We start from the raw sequence: 15514 nt of genomic DNA, 5'->3' as shown, positions 1-15514 counted from the left end.
GATATCATGAGCGAAGGCAGCAGAACAATTTATGATCAGATCAAAGACAGAATACAAAGCGGTAGCAATTCGCTGACTGTTTACAAAAATACGTTGATTGAACAACGTCGGTTATATGGCGATCTTGCACTAAATAAAGTTTTATATGGTCATGATTGGATTTATGATTTTGTAAAACATAAAGACATTGAAAACGCCTATTTTTTCATGCGCCCCAAATATCGTGTGGAAAACTATGTTTTTGACCAGTTCTCTAAACTAACCCGTCCGGCCATTTATCATATTGGCAGCGGTATTGGCGCGACAATGGATAAAGTAGTTGGCTGCACCTACCGATCAGCACATCCGGCGAATATATGGACTATTTTTCAACACTCGGATTTGACCTGGAGATATTTCGCTCAGCGCAAAGCGCTTTATCAGCGTTATTATGACGCCATTAATTTTAACAGTTTCCTCAGTACCGGCTGGAGCTTACAGCAGATCTGGCTGCAACAGATGAAACAATCTTTTGTTGTGCAAAAATATATCTGGGATAACAAATTAACTTCACAGTACGGTATTCTGCAGCCGAACCGGCTGATTATGGACAAATCCAAACAGCTTGCCGGCGGTTATTTTGATGTTATCACCGATCGGTTTGCAGAAATTGCTGGCTGGGTTGGTATCGGCGTGCTCGCTTTTACGCTGCCGAAATCTGTCCGTACCCGCACCAGAGTTGCTACACAACGCTGGTCATCCAGATTATTGGTTAATTACCTGCCGTTTATGTTTCGTCTGCCGATCCGGATGTTTGTGATCAAACCGCCGGTGAAAGTGTTTTATAACCCGACGGTGTTTGCCGGCTTGATCCTCTACAAGTATCTGACCGGGTTGGGTCAGAAAATTGAAGCCTCGGTCGAACTTCAGCAGAACGAGCCGGAGATCCACCGGCTGCTGGTGAGCCAGAACCGCGATACCTATGCCGCTACGGGCGTCAATGACCTGATCACATCACTACAGCAATCAAAAAGTAATGGTTTGAATTCATAAGCGCCAGGCCGCCACGCTTTACCGTGGCGGCAACTCTGCCAGCTCAATGCCGGAATTCATTTGCTGTAACAGCGTGCCGAGGCTGGAATGATGAGCGATGTCGTTCAGTGCAGCCCCCCGATAATAAAACACTTCAGCTTCCGACGGCGGCAAGGCCCGCAGCGCCAGCTGCTGAAATCCCAGCTTGCTGATGGCCTTATTGGACACCAGATTGTAATCAAACACTTTGGCATAGCAGCAATCCATCCCCAGATGCTGCCGGCCCAGCTGCATGAGCACCTCAACCGCCAGCGGACCAAAGCCCTGCCCCTGAAAATCGGCCCCGAGCCAATAGTAGAAAAAACCAATGCCATCAAAGACCTGCAAGCTAACTGAACCAATAAAACCATAATCGGCATGCATCACCGCAAACAGCTGGCGCGCCGGCTCCTGCTGACACAGGTATAACCAGGTCATCCAGTGTTCTGCGGATGGAAAGGCCGGCAGATTACAGAGCCGGCTGATGTTTGGATCGGCATATTGCCAGATAAAATCCGCCACGTGATGAAACTGCAATGGGGTCAGACTAACAGCTCCCCGCTGCAATGCTGTAAGCGGAAACGCCTGCTGATGCAGCATTTGTTGCAATGCCTGGCGCAGCGGCTGCAGTCGCAGTGCTGCAGCGCCTGCAGCCGACGACTGTTCCAGCACACCAAGCGCCCGGGCAAACTGACCAAACTGAATCGCCGGCCGCACTTGTTCCGCCGGGGCGGGATGCCACAAGCCGCGGTCCTGCATCATCTGCAGCAACGGCCAGTCACAGAGGTAATGTGCCAGTGCCGCCAGTTTGTCCGCATCAGTGGCGGATACCACCGCCGGATCTGCCAGTGCCACTCTTGCTGCACACATCACTGCCAGGCGCTGTTGCGGCTGCACTGCCGCATGCGGCAACTGACACAACTGGCGCAACGACAAGCTTGGCAGAGGCTTGGCGACCGCAATGCGATGGCTGTCCTGCGTGATGATGGTACTGACGACTGGATTGGTGTGTTGAGTCAACGACATAAAACATCCCTGCCTGGTAAACGGCGTTAGTAGTGGCGCCAGGCAGAAGGAGCAACGGACATGCCAGTGTGCTGATGGCTGTAAAAGCCGCCATCAGCCAGCACTGTCGCAGCAGTCAGTTGAGGAGGAGTCAAGCTGTGGGGTCAATGCCAGCGACGCCATAGCCCGGACTCAACCACTGCGCTACAACACACTGGTTGAATCCGACCGGCGAAAAGCTGATGTTCATCTCAGCCAGGTGACGGGTTGATTGGTACCCAGAACTGCTTAGTGGGACACCGCAGCAAGACGTTTCGCTGCTGGCTGCACCAGATGATTCCACCACAAACCAATCGCCATCAGCAAAGCAAAACCGGTGGCGAGGTAAAAGCCGTAACGGACATTGCCAAATACATCGCCGACCAAGCCCATCAATAGCGGACCTAATGCTGCGGCTAATGCGGTAAAGGCCAGAATTAAGCCAGCAACTGCACCGTGCTGGTGGCGTTCAAAACAGCTGATGCCTTTGGAATTCAGCGTTGGGTACATCATCGACATAAAAAGCCCGGATAACGGCATTAACCATAACGCCCAATCCACGCCACCCAGCATACTCAGCGCAAAACAGATAAAAATCGCACTGCCAAACCAGGCTAATAAAACAGTCCAGTTAAAACGGCTTAGCAACCATTCCGCCAGAAAACGGCCGACGGTACGCAGAATAAAAAACACCGTAATGGCATGTGCGGCTAAAGTGGTGAAATCGCCTTGATACTGCTGCAATAAGGTAGGCAACCAGACAAAAATCGCCACTTCAGTGGCGACATAACAGGCAATGGCTAGTGAAAAGCCCAGCGCATATTTATCTTTCACCAGCACCAGACTCTGAAACAACGAAGTTTGCTGCTGTGGCTGATAAGCCGGATAGTCCATCCGCCAGGCCAGTACCAGCAAGATCGCACAAATCAGCCCCGCCAGCAGATACAGCTGAGTCCAGGCCATATTGGCGGCAATCAAAATACCCACCAACGCTGGTCCGGCAATAGCGCCCAGCCCAAAAAAACCTTCCACCCGGTTCATTAATTTAGTGTGACCATCGGCATTGCTGCTGATATCGCCAAGTAGCGCTAGCGCACCGGTTTTAAATAAACCAATACTTAAACCACAAACACCCAGTAACAGCAGATAAAACATAAAGTTATCGCCAAAGGCAAAGGCGACACAGGCCAGCGTGTATAAAGCCAAACCCGCCAGAATCACTTTTTTCCGCCCGACTTTGTCGGCCAGTCGCCCTAAAAACAACCCGGACAAACCAATAAAAATCATCGGCACATAATGAAAAGCCGCTGCTTCAGTCAACGACAACTGAAACTGCTCGACCACTTTGGGAATGATCACCCCAACCGCATCGGTGGTCATGGCAAACACAAAAAACATCAGGCAAGTCATCCACTTGACCTGGGTATGATTGTCCATCGCCAGCACAGGTGCTGCCGGTACTTTTTGAATTTGTTGCATCTGTCTGTCCTGTCTTTGAAGCTTTTTTATCATGTGAGGGTCAGCGGCCAATAGCCAGCAGCACTCATTATTTTTTTACTTGGTATTCTAAAAATTTAACCTGTCGACTTTTTAACAACACTTCGAAGCAGTTTAAAAACCACCGCCTAAACTGCTTAAAATTTCATCTTTTCACGTCAAGCTAAACCTACACCTTAATCGTTTAAGTTGCAACTATTGAGCCTGCTGATCATGACAATTTATAAACGAACACCAGCCAGACCACACAAGGCTATGACCGTCGTCAGCACCGACTGCGACAACCAAAAAACACCATAAAATTCGCTAACTGATTCATTACCAAGTGCTTGTTTATTAGGCTACGCTTATTCACGAGTTCAGGTGCCTCTGGCGCCTGGCAATTTCCCGCAACACCCACAACAAAAAACAGCGAAAGGAAAGGACTGTGTCCGGGCTTAAAACGTTTTTCTCCGAACTGAAACGCCGCAAGGTGATCAATACCGTTTTACCCTATGTCGGTGTGGTGTGGTTGCTGCTGCAGGTGATCTCAGTGGTAGTGCCGCTGCTTAGTCTACCGCCGTTGGTCGGCACATTTTCTGCGGTATTGTTATTCGCCTTGTTCCCGGTGGTGCTGTATTTAGCCTGGTTTTATGACCTGACCAGTAACGGTATTGTGCTAACCCCGGCCGATGATTCCGGCACGGTCACACCGCTGGGTTGGAAAAACTGGGTTGCGTTATGCGGTATTCTGCTGCTGTCCTGCGGCATCGGTTTTAGTTATTTCCAGCAAGTGCGCAGTAACAGTCTCAAAGCAGAAGAAGGGATCAAAACGGTACAAATTGCCGATTCCATCGCCGTAGTTGGTATTAAAGATCAAAGCCCGGAGCAGGATCAACAATATCTGGCCGAAGGTCTGACCGAAGAAATCACCAGTCTGCTCGGTAAAATGCCCAATCTGACGGTGGCCGCCTCCGGCTCGGGTTTAGTGCTGAGTAAACAAGGTCTCGACCCTGTTGCCATCGGCCGTCGGCTTGAAGTGAAAACCGTGCTCACCGGCAGCGTCCGCCGCACTGGCGACCAGCTGAAAGTCCGGCTGGAACTGTTAGAAACCGAAAAAGGCCACACCCTCTGGACCGAAACCCTGCAACGCAGTTTAAGTGACGTCTTTGCGCTGGAAACCCAAATCGCCCGCGCTGTGGTCAACTTGCTGCAAGATAACTATCTGGATCAAACTGATATCAGTAACCACGCCAATACCCAAAGTGTTGATGCTTATGTGTTGTACCTCAAAGGCCGCGAGCAATATCGGTTGCAAACGACTGAAGCGATTAAAGAAGCACGCAAATTATTTGAACAAGCCATTGCCTTGGACCCGGAATATGCCCAGGCTTATGTCGCCTTGGCTGATACCTTTGTATTGCTCAGCGACGGTAAAAGAGAGTTTGGCGTACTTAAACCGGATATTGCCGGACAACTTGCCAGCGAAAATCTAACAAAAGCTTTTTTGCGCCAGCCAGAAATAGCTGAAGCCTTTGCGATTCAGGGCAAGGTGTTTGAAATCCAGCAACAAAATGACCAAGCGCTCGCAGCTTACGATAAGGCGATTAGTCTCAATCCTAACCTAGCGATTGCTTATATGTGGCGATATATCCTTTTAAAAATGCAAGGTCGATATGACGAATCTTTAATCTCTTTGGAGCAGTCTTACCGATTGGACCCAGTATCAGTGACTACTCTTTACAATACTGGTTTGGAGATGTCACTACGTGGTGAGTACGCTGAAGCTGAGCAACGATTTACGCAGTTGATTGCTGATTTTCCAGAGTCGCCTTGGGGTGTTGCTGGACTTGGTGGCGTAGCTGCAATTCAAGGAAATCTCGCTCAGAGCATTAAATTTTGGCAACAGGCACATTTGTTGTCTCCACAAAATAAACAGATTAAAAGTGACTATGTAAGCGTAATGCTTAGGCTGGGTATGGCTGAGCAGGCGAAGCCAATGGCCACAGAACCATTTTATGAGGCCACCTTATTACTATTAAGTGGCGCTTATACTGAACTATTTCAAAGTATGGATTTTCAACTAGCGGCCAACCCAGACGATGGCTGGATTGCTTTCGAAGCAGGTTGGTATCAATTGCTAGTCGGCGACAAAACCAAAGGTATTGAGTTACTTATTGCTGCACACAAGCTGATAAACAATACAGAGCTTTACGCAATGCCAATGTGCAGCCCAGCAATTGAATTAGCTTGGGCCTTACAACAACGAAGTGATGACGTAACGGCAAGTTCATATATTCAAAAATGTCGCCTACAGCTAGAGGATTCAAGAAAAGGCAAACTAGTCGACTACGATTTGGCTTATTTAGCTGCAAGGCTGGCCGTTTTAGCAGGCGAGCATGACCGCGCTCTGCAGCAATTGGAACTGGCAATCAGTCATGGTTGGCGTGAATGGTGGCTGAGCAAAGACCCGCTGATGCAGGCATTAAAAGACAACGACAAGTTCAGGCAACTCCATATGAACTTGTCGCGTCTATTGGACAAAGAAAAACAACAGGCATTATTGTTGTTTCCGGATACGCCAACGCAACAAACCGCCACCCAACATTAAAAGCGCCGCAGTGGCTGGTAGCGGGATACCTAAAGGTTTATCGCCAGCCAGAATTACCACTTTTTCCAAGTTAGAGCTAAAACTTAAGCTTTCTGCTGCGCCCCAGTTATAACTGCAACTAAAACTGCTTTGGTCACCTGGAGTTAACTCACCACAGTTTAAGTTATCAGAATGCACTGTAGGGTCGGTATAAAACTTGTAACCAGTACCAGCATAAAAGGTCACCATCAAGCTAATCTGGTATTCGCCAGCGGCTAAAATAGGCATGGTAGTGTCTAAAAATGCCTTCCGCTCCTCATTGGTGCCAGAAAATGACTGGCTGTAGCCACCGCCAGATAAGGTCCAAACTAAATCCATTAGCGGAGCATTTTCAAAATACATCGCCATATATCCTTCAAACTGCAGTAATTCATTTTGATAAAACTGGTAATAACAGGGATCATTTTCAAAATCCGGCGGCATGATGGTGACGTCGACGTAACAATCAGTTGGTACTGCGAATAGCGATATATTACCGTTGACTAGAGTTTCCCGGTCGGTAGCGCTAAAGCCAGGTTTAACCCCTAAAGCATCAATATAAGTATCCGCAATTCGGTAAAAATTCTGCGCTTCGGATGACGATTCAGTGCCTTTCCCACCACCACGAATCAACGCCGCATCGGCACAAAAACTAAAAAACAATATGCTGACCAGCAGCAGATAAAACATCCTGTTCATTTGGTGTAACCTCGTAATACGTTATAAATACGGGTACAACTTTTCCCCCACCAATTGATTTTCGGCAAGACCACAAAAACCACCAGGCCCCAAAGCTTTTTAATTCAAGCAGAATACGCACAAATAGCGAGTTTTCGCTGCTAAGTTCGGGCAACTTCAACATAAAATCGCAGAACTTTCATAATTCAGTTAAATCTAATCTACTGAGTTAACGCTATTAGTAAACAGTCAGCAAAGTCTGTTAGGCTGCAGCCTGAGTTTGGGATTTGCCGCTGGCCGGCAGTCTGATTACAATGCGCGTTTTGTCGAAGCAGTTATATACCCTTCATCCTTGAAGATTCGGGGTTGTTGACTTCGCTCATTCGCCCCAGTCACATAGAACAGCTATGCTCCTGGGGCCTCACTTACTTGTCGCCTACCCGAATCGTCAATGATTTTGGGTATAGAAAGTAGTTATGGGAAGCAGTGATGAATAAAAGTCTGATTACAAATATCGTGTCTTTAGTGGCTATGGCCATTGGCTGGTTTGCCGCCATGCCCTGGCTTTGGACCACCGGGTTATTTGCCTTTTCTGGTGCCATTACCAACTGGCTGGCCGTGCATATGTTATTTGAAAAAGTGCCGCTGCTGTATGGTTCAGGCGTGATCCCTGCCCGGTTTAGCGAAATTAAAATCGCTTTGCATAAATTGGTAATGGAGCAGTTTTTCAGCACCCAAAACCTGCAACGCCTGGCCACTGGCAATCAAGCTGCTGAAGCAGATTCAACGGCAATGCAACTCAAATTAGCGCCTGTGATCGAAGCCATCGATTTATCACCCGCTTTTGCTGCCCTGCTCGACACAGTACAACAATCGTCATTGGGCGGTATGTTAGCGATGTTTGGTGGCCCGGCGATGCTGCAGCCACTGGAACAGCCTTTTATCACTAAATTACGCACATCCTTGATTGAACTGGCCGATAGCCCGGAAGTGCAGGCGCAATTACAACAACAGTTGGCCAGCGGTGAAAACATCAGTCAATTGCAGCCAAAAATTGCCATGTTAGTGCAAGCCCGTTTGGATGAACTGACGCCGCAACTGGTGAAAGAGCTGATCCAACAATTGATTCAACAACATCTCGGCTGGTTGGTGGTTTGGGGTGGTGTATTTGGTGGGGTGATTGGTTTGGTCAGCGCTTTGTTGCCGGCGGTTTAAACCTTAACTTCTGCATGACTTTAACAGCACACAGCAAAGATAGAAGTTCTCTGCTGTGTGCCATGCAATATTCTTTACCGTTGTTGCTACGCGTCATTATTCAACGCTATTGATGGCCACCTCAGCGCTGAAAATGCTGCCGGTGTAGCTTAATCACTTCACTAAAAATCCCAACCCAATCCGGATCATAACGGGTACCAGAACCGCTATTAATATGCTGCAGCGCTTTGATCAACGATATCTTGCGCTGCTCAGACCGATCGCCATCATTGGCGATATTGTCAAAAGCATCGGCAATCAGCAGCAACTTGGCACCTTCACTGATATCGCCGCCGTCTAAACCATCCGGAAAACCAGTGCCATCATGATGTTCGTGATGCTGCCAAATCATCGCTGCTGCGTCCTGCCAGCGCGGTGAACTGGCGACTAAACTGGCGCCCATATCGGCATGGCGCAGCCACACTGTCAACTGCGCCGGATCGGCCAGGCCCTGGGCGTCCAGCATATTCAGCGGTAAAAACGACATGCCCAAATCATGCAGCATTACGGCGACCGCCAGTTGTAGCGTATCCACTTTGTTTCCGGGTTCTTTATTGGCAGACTCTTTATTACCAGCGAGCCGGTTCATTTCCAGCACCAGAAACAACTGCCGCGCGGTGCGGCCGAGCCAACGTGGATGGCGTTGCTCCAGCGCGGGGATCAACTGAATAAAAAACTCCAGATCAGCATCCATCCGGATGCCGTAATACTGTAATAACCGCCGACAAGCTGCGATGGCTGAAGAGGCCGATAGATCCGCGTCATCAACCGTACTTTGGCTGACTGTATCCGGCAACACATCAGCGGTAATGGCAAGGCCCTGTGGATGTTCTGGGTCAAGCAATCCCAGAATATGCCGGATGCGCTGTTCGCGGGAGCGTTCGTCGGTACTGGCCAGGCCGGTCAGTCGCTGACAAATCTGCTGTAAACTGGTGGTCGACAAAGGTTTAGGTTCGTTGGCAATGCTGGCTTCTACCCATTGTTGGGTACGATCCAATGTCAGTTGGATGACGTCACAAAGCGCACTGTCATAAGCCATCCGGCCTTTACGGATATCATCGAGCACATCTTCCAGACTTTGCAGCAGCGGGATCAGCGAAAACAAGCCGATAAAACCCAAATTCCCCTTGATGGTATGCACCACCCGGAAAATACCGTGCAGCAATTCCGACTGCTGCGGATTTTGCTCCAGTTCAATCAGCGTGGTTTCGCATTGCTCGTAGGCGTCGCGAAAATCTTCAAAAAAGTCATCGACGCAATCACGTTGTAATTCATCAGGACGGTTCAGGTTTAGCTGGCTCATAAGGCTACTTCTTTTGAATGGTTCGATTCAGTCTATACCGAAACGACGGCAATTTGCGGATTTCGTCTGCAGATAACAGCGGTCTTCTAAACCCAAGTAAGCCGAAAATAAAAAAACTAAAAAAGTTTGTCACATCTCGCCGCGGCAGTACGCCGGATGATGATGTGCCCGAATCAGCTTGATGGCGGACTAGCCTGCGGCTGAGTCGCACCCTACGGCTGGTTGCTCAAGGCAAAGCCCGCACTCAGCGTAGGGCGCTACTCGCCGCGGCCGCGGCAGTACGCCGGATGATGATGTGCCCGAACCAGCTTGATGGCGGACTAGCCTACGGCTGAGTCGCGCCCTACGGTTGGTTGCTCAAGATAAAAGTCCTCGCCCAGCGTAGGGCGTCACTCGCCGCGGCAGGTGCGCCGGGTGATGATTTGCCCGAATCAGCTTGATGGCGGACTAGCCTGCGGCTGAGTCGCGCCCTACGGCTGGTTGCTCAAGATAAAAGTCCTCACCCAGCGCAGGGCGTCACTCACCGCGGCAGCGGCAGTGCGCCGGATGGTGATTTGCCCGAATCAGCTTGATGGCGGACTAGCCTGCGGCTGAGTCGCGCTCTATGGTTGGTTGCTCAAGATAAAAGTCCTCGCCCAGCGTAGGGCGCTACTCGCCGCGGCAGCGGCAGTACGCCGGATGGTGATTTGCCCGAACCGGCTTGATGGCGGACTAGCCTACGGCTGAGTCGCGCCCTTGTATGTTGGTTGCTCAAGATAAAAGTTCTCACCCAGCGCAGGGCGTCACTCGCCGCGACAGCGGCAGTACGCCGGATGATGATGTGCCCGAATCAGCTTGATGGCGGACTAACCTACGGCTGAGTCGCGCCCTTGTATGTTGGTTGCTCAAGATAAAAATCCTCGCCCAGCGTAGGGCGCTACTCACCGCGGCAGCGGCAGTACGCCGGATGATGATGTGCCCGAATCAGCTTGATGGCGGACTAGCCTGCGGCTGAGTCGCGCCCTACGGTTGGTTGCTCAAGATAAAAGTCCTCACCCAGCGTAGGGCGTCACTCACCGCGGCAGGTGCGCCGGATGGTGATTTGCCCGAACCAGCTTGATGGCGGACTAGCCTGCGGCTGAGTCGCGCCCTACGGTTGGTTGCTCAAGATAAAAGTCCTCACCCAGCGTAGGGCGCTACTCGCCGCGGCCGCGGCAGTACGCCGGGTGATGATTTGCCCGAATCAGCTTGATGGCGGACTAGCCTGCGGCTGAGTCGCGCCCTACGGCTGGTTGCTCAAGATAAAAATCCTCGCCCAGCGTAGGGCGTCACTCGCCGCGGCAGCGGCAGTGCGCCGGATGGTGATTTGACGCGAACCAGCTTGATGGCGGAGTCCCGCCGTTGTTTTGTTTATGGTTTTGAAGCTGGATATTATCACCACAAAACTGGCGATTAAGGCGCCGCTAGCCCGGCTCTTGGCAATGCCTCACCATGTAAAATCACCCATTCAATACTGTCCCAAGCTTGCACATTCTCCAGAGGATTTTTCTGAAGTAACAAAAGGTTAGCCACTTTCCCCATGCTGACAGTGCCGTATTTATGGGCGATGTTGAGCATTTTGGCATTGTTGATCGTTGCCGCCTGAAAAATAGCGCGTGGCGAGATCCCAACGGCTGCCATGTCCTGCATTTCCAGATAAGTACTGTAACCTGGCTGTTGGGTGTAAGTTGGAGAAGATGGCGTATCGCTGGCCAGCAATAAGGGGTGACCAAGATCCGCCAGTACTTTGGCCGCTTTCGCGCCTTGCAAGCTGGCTTTTTTAAACACCGCCGCGACTTGCTCCATCGGCATGTCGCCAAAATCCAGTTGTAATTCATCGCGAAACCATTGGGCTTCCGGCGTTCGATACCAGTCCAGCAAGCTTTTTGGCACCACTTTTTTCAGTTGTGGATCGGCCAGCGCATCCGCTTCAAACAAGGCGCCCATCCGCGAAATGACCTGAATCGTTGGTTGATAGCCAATGCCCGACGCATGCACTTTGGCCAAATGTTGCATGATTGCTGCTGGCAATTGATTGCTCGCTTCGGCTTGCTTGCGGATGTTGCGATCGATACCACTCCAGTTCCACAAGCCGTGGGCAATCACATCCACTTTGCCATCTACCGCCTGCAACTGCATATCGTAGGCATTGGCATGCGCCAGTAACGGCAAGCCATGGTTGGTCGCTGCAGCGCGCAACCGTTGTAAGCTGTCACTGCTGTAAACCGGCAGATGATCAGCGTCGCCAAAGCCATTTTCGATAAAAATTTTCAGGCAGTCGGCACCGCTTTGCGCAATCCGCGCCACCACCATTTCTGGTGTTTGCTGCTTCGCGTCAACGGCCGCTGGCAGTGGATGATGATGTGCAGCTTCGACAATAAAATCTGGCCGTTGTTGATAACGTTTGGCTTTAGGTAACTGATGATTTGGATAACCATCCATCACCGGCGCCGCGCCGCAGCGAAATAAATCGGGTTTTTGCGGCTGGGCGTTAAATTCGCTGACTCCTTCGACTGAATTGCCGGTATCGAGTACTTGAGTCACGCCAAAATACAAATAACTGCGGGGCTGTTGTTGCGCGAATGCCTGGTGCAACTCTGCGGCGCCTGGCATCTGAGGTAACAAACCCGGGGTATTGCTGACATGCACATGGCTGTCCATCAGTCCAGGTGTTAAAAAGCGGCCACGACCGTTAATACGTTTGATCGTTGCCGGAAAATGTTGGCTGGAGTTGGCCTTGCTGATACTGACAATCAGGCCATTTTTAATCAACACGTTTTGATCGGTTAAGGCGCTGTCGCGTTCGGGTGACAATACGGTAACATGCTCAATCAGCAGACTTTCAGTGTCACGACTTTCGGTATCAGTTGCTGCTTGCAGCGGATTGGCATAAAGCAGTTGAAAGAATAGCGCCAATAACAAGGTTTTTGGCGCAACACAATTGGGTGATTTCATCAGGTAACTCCGGTTTTGCAAGATTCGACCTGCAGCTTGCCAAAATGCCGGCAGCAAAGCCTGAAGATAGTCTGAAGTTTTTCTGAAGTTATTTTATTATTTCAATATCAATGCCTTAACTAACATTCTGAACAGCAGGTGGCGTTATTTCTTCAGCAGCAAAACAGGCAATACAATGGCAACTGGCTGATTGGCGTATCGATCCGGCCAGTAATTTGCTGCAACAAACCAAAGAACACAGCCAACAACTGCTCGAACCGCGGGTGATGACGGCGTTGGTGTTATTACTGCAGGCCGATGGTCAGACGGTGACCGACCAGGCGATGCTCGAAGGCGTGTGGCCGGGTTTGGTGGTGTCAGATGCTTCGTTGTATAAAGTAGTGGCGCAGCTGCGTAAAGCTTTGCAGGATCAGCAGAAACCTTATCAGCTGATTGAACGGGTACACAGTAAAGGTTACCGGCTGCTGCAACCGGCGCTGCGTATTCAGGCGACAACAGAGCAGGAAGCAACAGAGCAGACTGTCACAGAGCAAACACCCCCAAAGCAGACAATCCCAATCCAGACTGAATTTCCCCACCCGCAACCGGCCGCAGCTAAAAAAGCCTTCCCTACTTTATGGTCTATCGGACTGATAGTGCTGGCTGGTTTTGGCTGGTGGTTATGGCAAACGCCAACCAAGCCCAGTCCAGCGGCAAACCATCCTCCCCAGATTGCAGCAGCTGAGCAACAGCCAGCTAAGCCCCCACCTGCCCAACTGGCGCCAGCTGCCGGTTTTTCCAATGCACAGTGGCAACAATATCAACAAGCTAAATGGCTGGCGCAACAGCCCAAAGCAGCAGCGGTACAACAGGCGATTGCGCTGTTGACTGCGTTATTGCCAACCCAGCAGCACTATGCGCCGCTGTTAACCGACCTTTGTAATAGCTACCATTTGCTGCATATCTACAGCGACTGGCCGCTACAAAAAGTACTAGCGTTGTGCGAGCCGTTATTGCGACAAGCGCTGCAATTACAACCAGGATCCGCGGCGGCGCTGGCCAGTTTTGGCGCTTTAATGCTGTCGCAACAGAATATCCCGGCGGCGACTCAGTATCTGGATCAGGCGCTGGCGATAGATGCGCAGGATCGCAACACTTTGCTCTGGCGCGCGATGCTGTATCGCAGTCAGGATCAATTTCCAGCCGCCATTGATTTACTACAACAAGCAATCCGGCTGGACCCGTTATCTGGCCTGCTCAAACGCCATTATGCCTATAGCCTGATTGGTAACGGCATGCTGAGTGAAGCCCGGGATCAGTTTCACCAGTCGCTGCTGCTGGATAGTGATTATTCCGACCGCGCGCTGGACGAGTTGGAAATGTTACCGCTAACCGCCACGCGTGCCATCGCTTATTTACAATGGGCCGAACGCTTTCCGGATCGGTTGCAACATCCGGGACGCTTGGTCAATTTGGCATTGGTGCAGTTGAGTTTAAATCAGCAGGTTGCCGCGGAAAAAACTCTGCAGCAAGCGGCAGCGCAGTACCCACAACATCAGTTTGTGCTGCTGGCCAAAGCGATGTTGGCGCAAGCCAATGGCCAACCGAAGCAGGCGCGGCAGTTCCTGATCGAACGGGCAAAGCGCCGGCCAGACCACAAAATGTTTCAGCTACAGGCCTTACTATTGGCCGATGACGTTGATTTTCAGCAACTACAACCGCAGGTTTTGCAGCTGTTGCCGGATTTTGCCAAAGATCCGCTGGCCGCCACCCGTCAGGCGCTGGCACAAAAACAACAGGTACTGGTGCTGTATTGGCTGTTGACGGTGTCCGAACCTGAACGCGCACAATATCAACCGCTGATTGCCGGGTTTGTCGCAGCGCAAATGGCGCAGGGACAGGCAAAAGAAACCGAAGCCGATGGCCTGAGCTTGCAACTATTGTGCGCTGTGGGTTTAACCGACCAGGCCAATCAACTGGCAATACAGCTGCTGCAACAAGACTGGCTGCCTTCGCCGCACGACAATTATTACCTCGCCGAACAACATCCGTTATGGCGGCAACTGGATCCGGCTATTTTCCAGCAGATCCAACAGCAACGGCAAAAAGTACTGCAGGCTATCGATAGCCGCTAAGCCATTGAGTTCAGACGCTGGATCTGGCACTTTAAGCAGCCCCCTCCCGGCCAAAATTTTGGTAAAAGGAATTTCAAATGAGCAAAAGTGCCTGTGCTGTGTTGATCCTGATTTGCTGCAACGGGTTCGCCAACGCCAATCAACAAACAGCCGATCAGCAAACAGCACGTCAACAAACAGCAATTCCAACGACCTCCAGCCAACCCTTCAACTGGCCAGATGGCGCCAAAGCTGCGGTTAGTTTGTCTTACGATGATGCGCTTAACAGTCAGCTGGATCAGGCGGTCAGCGCGTTGGCAGCGCACAAATTCAAAGCCACTTTTTATCTGACGCTGAATTCTGATGCCTACAAAGCAAGGCAAGCTGAATGGCAGGCGCTGGCGAAAGCGGGTCATGAACTTGGCAATCACAGTGTGCATCATGCTTGTCGGGCATCGTTGGCCAATCGGGAATGGGTGGCCAAAGAGCAGGATTTAGATCAGTGGACTTTGGCAAAAATCGGCGCCGAAATAACTCAGGCCAATCAGCAGTTACAAGCGCTGGATCAACAAAGTAGCCGCACTTTTACCCCGCCATGTGGTGATACCCAGGTCAAAGATGGTGATTATCTGGCGAGCGTGGCGCCGCTGTTTAGTGGGATTAAAGTGTTGGGTCCGCCAGTGACGTCGATGAGCCAGATTGAAGGCAAACAATTACCGACCTGGTTTCCAGTGGAACCAACCTTACAGCAACTGATTGATTACACAGAACAAGCAGCACAACACGGCACCATCGCCAGCATTACCTTTCATGGCGTCGGCGGCGATCATCTGCAAGTCGACAGCAAAGTGCATCAGCAATTTCTGGCTTATTTAGCCAAACACCGAGACCGGTTTTGGGTGGATACTTATCACAACATCAGCCTGTATTTGCAGCAGATGTAGAAAAAGCTCATAAAAAAAGCGGAGTTAAGTCTGAAACATTAACTCCGCCCCTTGTTCGCTTTTTGCCAAA

At 50.7% G+C, this 15514-nt stretch carries 10 protein-coding genes; 5 read left to right on the top strand and 5 right to left on the bottom strand.

Features of this window, described 5'->3' with window-relative positions; translation table 11 throughout:
- The first annotated feature begins 6 nt into the window (after nt 1–6).
- Nucleotides 7–1032, top strand: coding sequence for a hypothetical protein (locus tag EOE67_RS16200; RefSeq protein ID WP_127700384.1), 1026 nt, complete (start codon nt 7–9; stop codon nt 1030–1032).
- A gap of 18 nt (nt 1033–1050) precedes the next feature.
- Here the strand turns inward: EOE67_RS16200 and EOE67_RS16195 are convergent, their stop codons facing one another.
- A complete protein-coding gene (locus EOE67_RS16195) occupies nt 1051–2076 on the bottom strand; it encodes a GNAT family N-acetyltransferase (RefSeq protein WP_127700383.1) in 1026 nt (341 codons plus the stop codon).
- A 267-nt stretch (nt 2077–2343) separates the two neighbouring features.
- On the bottom strand, nt 2344–3573 hold the full coding sequence (locus EOE67_RS16190) for an MFS transporter (protein ID WP_127700382.1): 1230 nt from the start codon (nt 3571–3573) through the stop codon (nt 2344–2346).
- 445 nt (nt 3574–4018) lie between these two features.
- Here EOE67_RS16190 and EOE67_RS16185 point away from each other — a divergent pair, with 445 nt between their 5' ends.
- A complete protein-coding gene (locus tag EOE67_RS16185; protein WP_127700381.1) occupies nt 4019–6181 on the top strand; it encodes a tetratricopeptide repeat protein in 2163 nt (720 codons plus the stop codon).
- Here the strand turns inward: EOE67_RS16185 and EOE67_RS16180 are convergent.
- Nucleotides 6131–6898, bottom strand: coding sequence for a hypothetical protein (locus tag EOE67_RS16180; RefSeq protein ID WP_127700380.1), 768 nt, complete (start codon nt 6896–6898; stop codon nt 6131–6133). The genes EOE67_RS16185 and EOE67_RS16180 overlap by 51 nt on opposite strands.
- A 468-nt stretch (nt 6899–7366) precedes the next feature.
- Here EOE67_RS16180 and EOE67_RS16175 point away from each other — a divergent pair, with 468 nt between their 5' ends.
- Entirely contained in the window at nt 7367–8092 is a 726-nt protein-coding gene (locus EOE67_RS16175; protein WP_127700379.1) for a DUF445 domain-containing protein, read from the top strand.
- Nucleotides 8093–8213: 121 nt separating this feature from the next.
- Here the strand turns inward: EOE67_RS16175 and EOE67_RS16170 are convergent, their stop codons facing one another.
- Both EOE67_RS16170 and EOE67_RS16165 read right to left on the bottom strand, forming a co-directional pair.
- A complete protein-coding gene (locus EOE67_RS16170; protein WP_127700378.1) occupies nt 8214–9434 on the bottom strand; it encodes an HD domain-containing phosphohydrolase in 1221 nt (406 codons plus the stop codon).
- A gap of 1431 nt (nt 9435–10865) precedes the next feature.
- A complete protein-coding gene (locus tag EOE67_RS16165; protein WP_127700377.1) occupies nt 10866–12407 on the bottom strand; it encodes an amidohydrolase family protein in 1542 nt (513 codons plus the stop codon).
- Nucleotides 12408–12622: 215 nt separating this feature from the next.
- Here EOE67_RS16165 and EOE67_RS16160 point away from each other — a divergent pair, with 215 nt between their 5' ends.
- Nucleotides 12623–14521 carry a winged helix-turn-helix domain-containing protein gene (locus tag EOE67_RS16160; protein WP_127700376.1) on the top strand — a complete coding sequence of 633 codons (1899 nt, stop codon included), beginning with the start codon at nt 12623–12625 and terminating at the stop codon, nt 14519–14521.
- A gap of 77 nt (nt 14522–14598) precedes the next feature.
- The gene (locus tag EOE67_RS16155; protein ID WP_127700375.1) at nt 14599–15444 is read left to right on the top strand and encodes a polysaccharide deacetylase family protein; all 846 of its coding nucleotides are present in this window, start codon (nt 14599–14601) and stop codon (nt 15442–15444) included.
- Nucleotides 15445–15514: the final 70 nt, after the last annotated feature.

The organism is Rheinheimera riviphila (assembly GCF_004005945.1).
Lineage (GTDB): Bacteria > Pseudomonadota > Gammaproteobacteria > Enterobacterales > Alteromonadaceae > Pararheinheimera > Pararheinheimera riviphila.
This window is presented reverse-complemented; position numbering and strand designations above follow the sequence as displayed.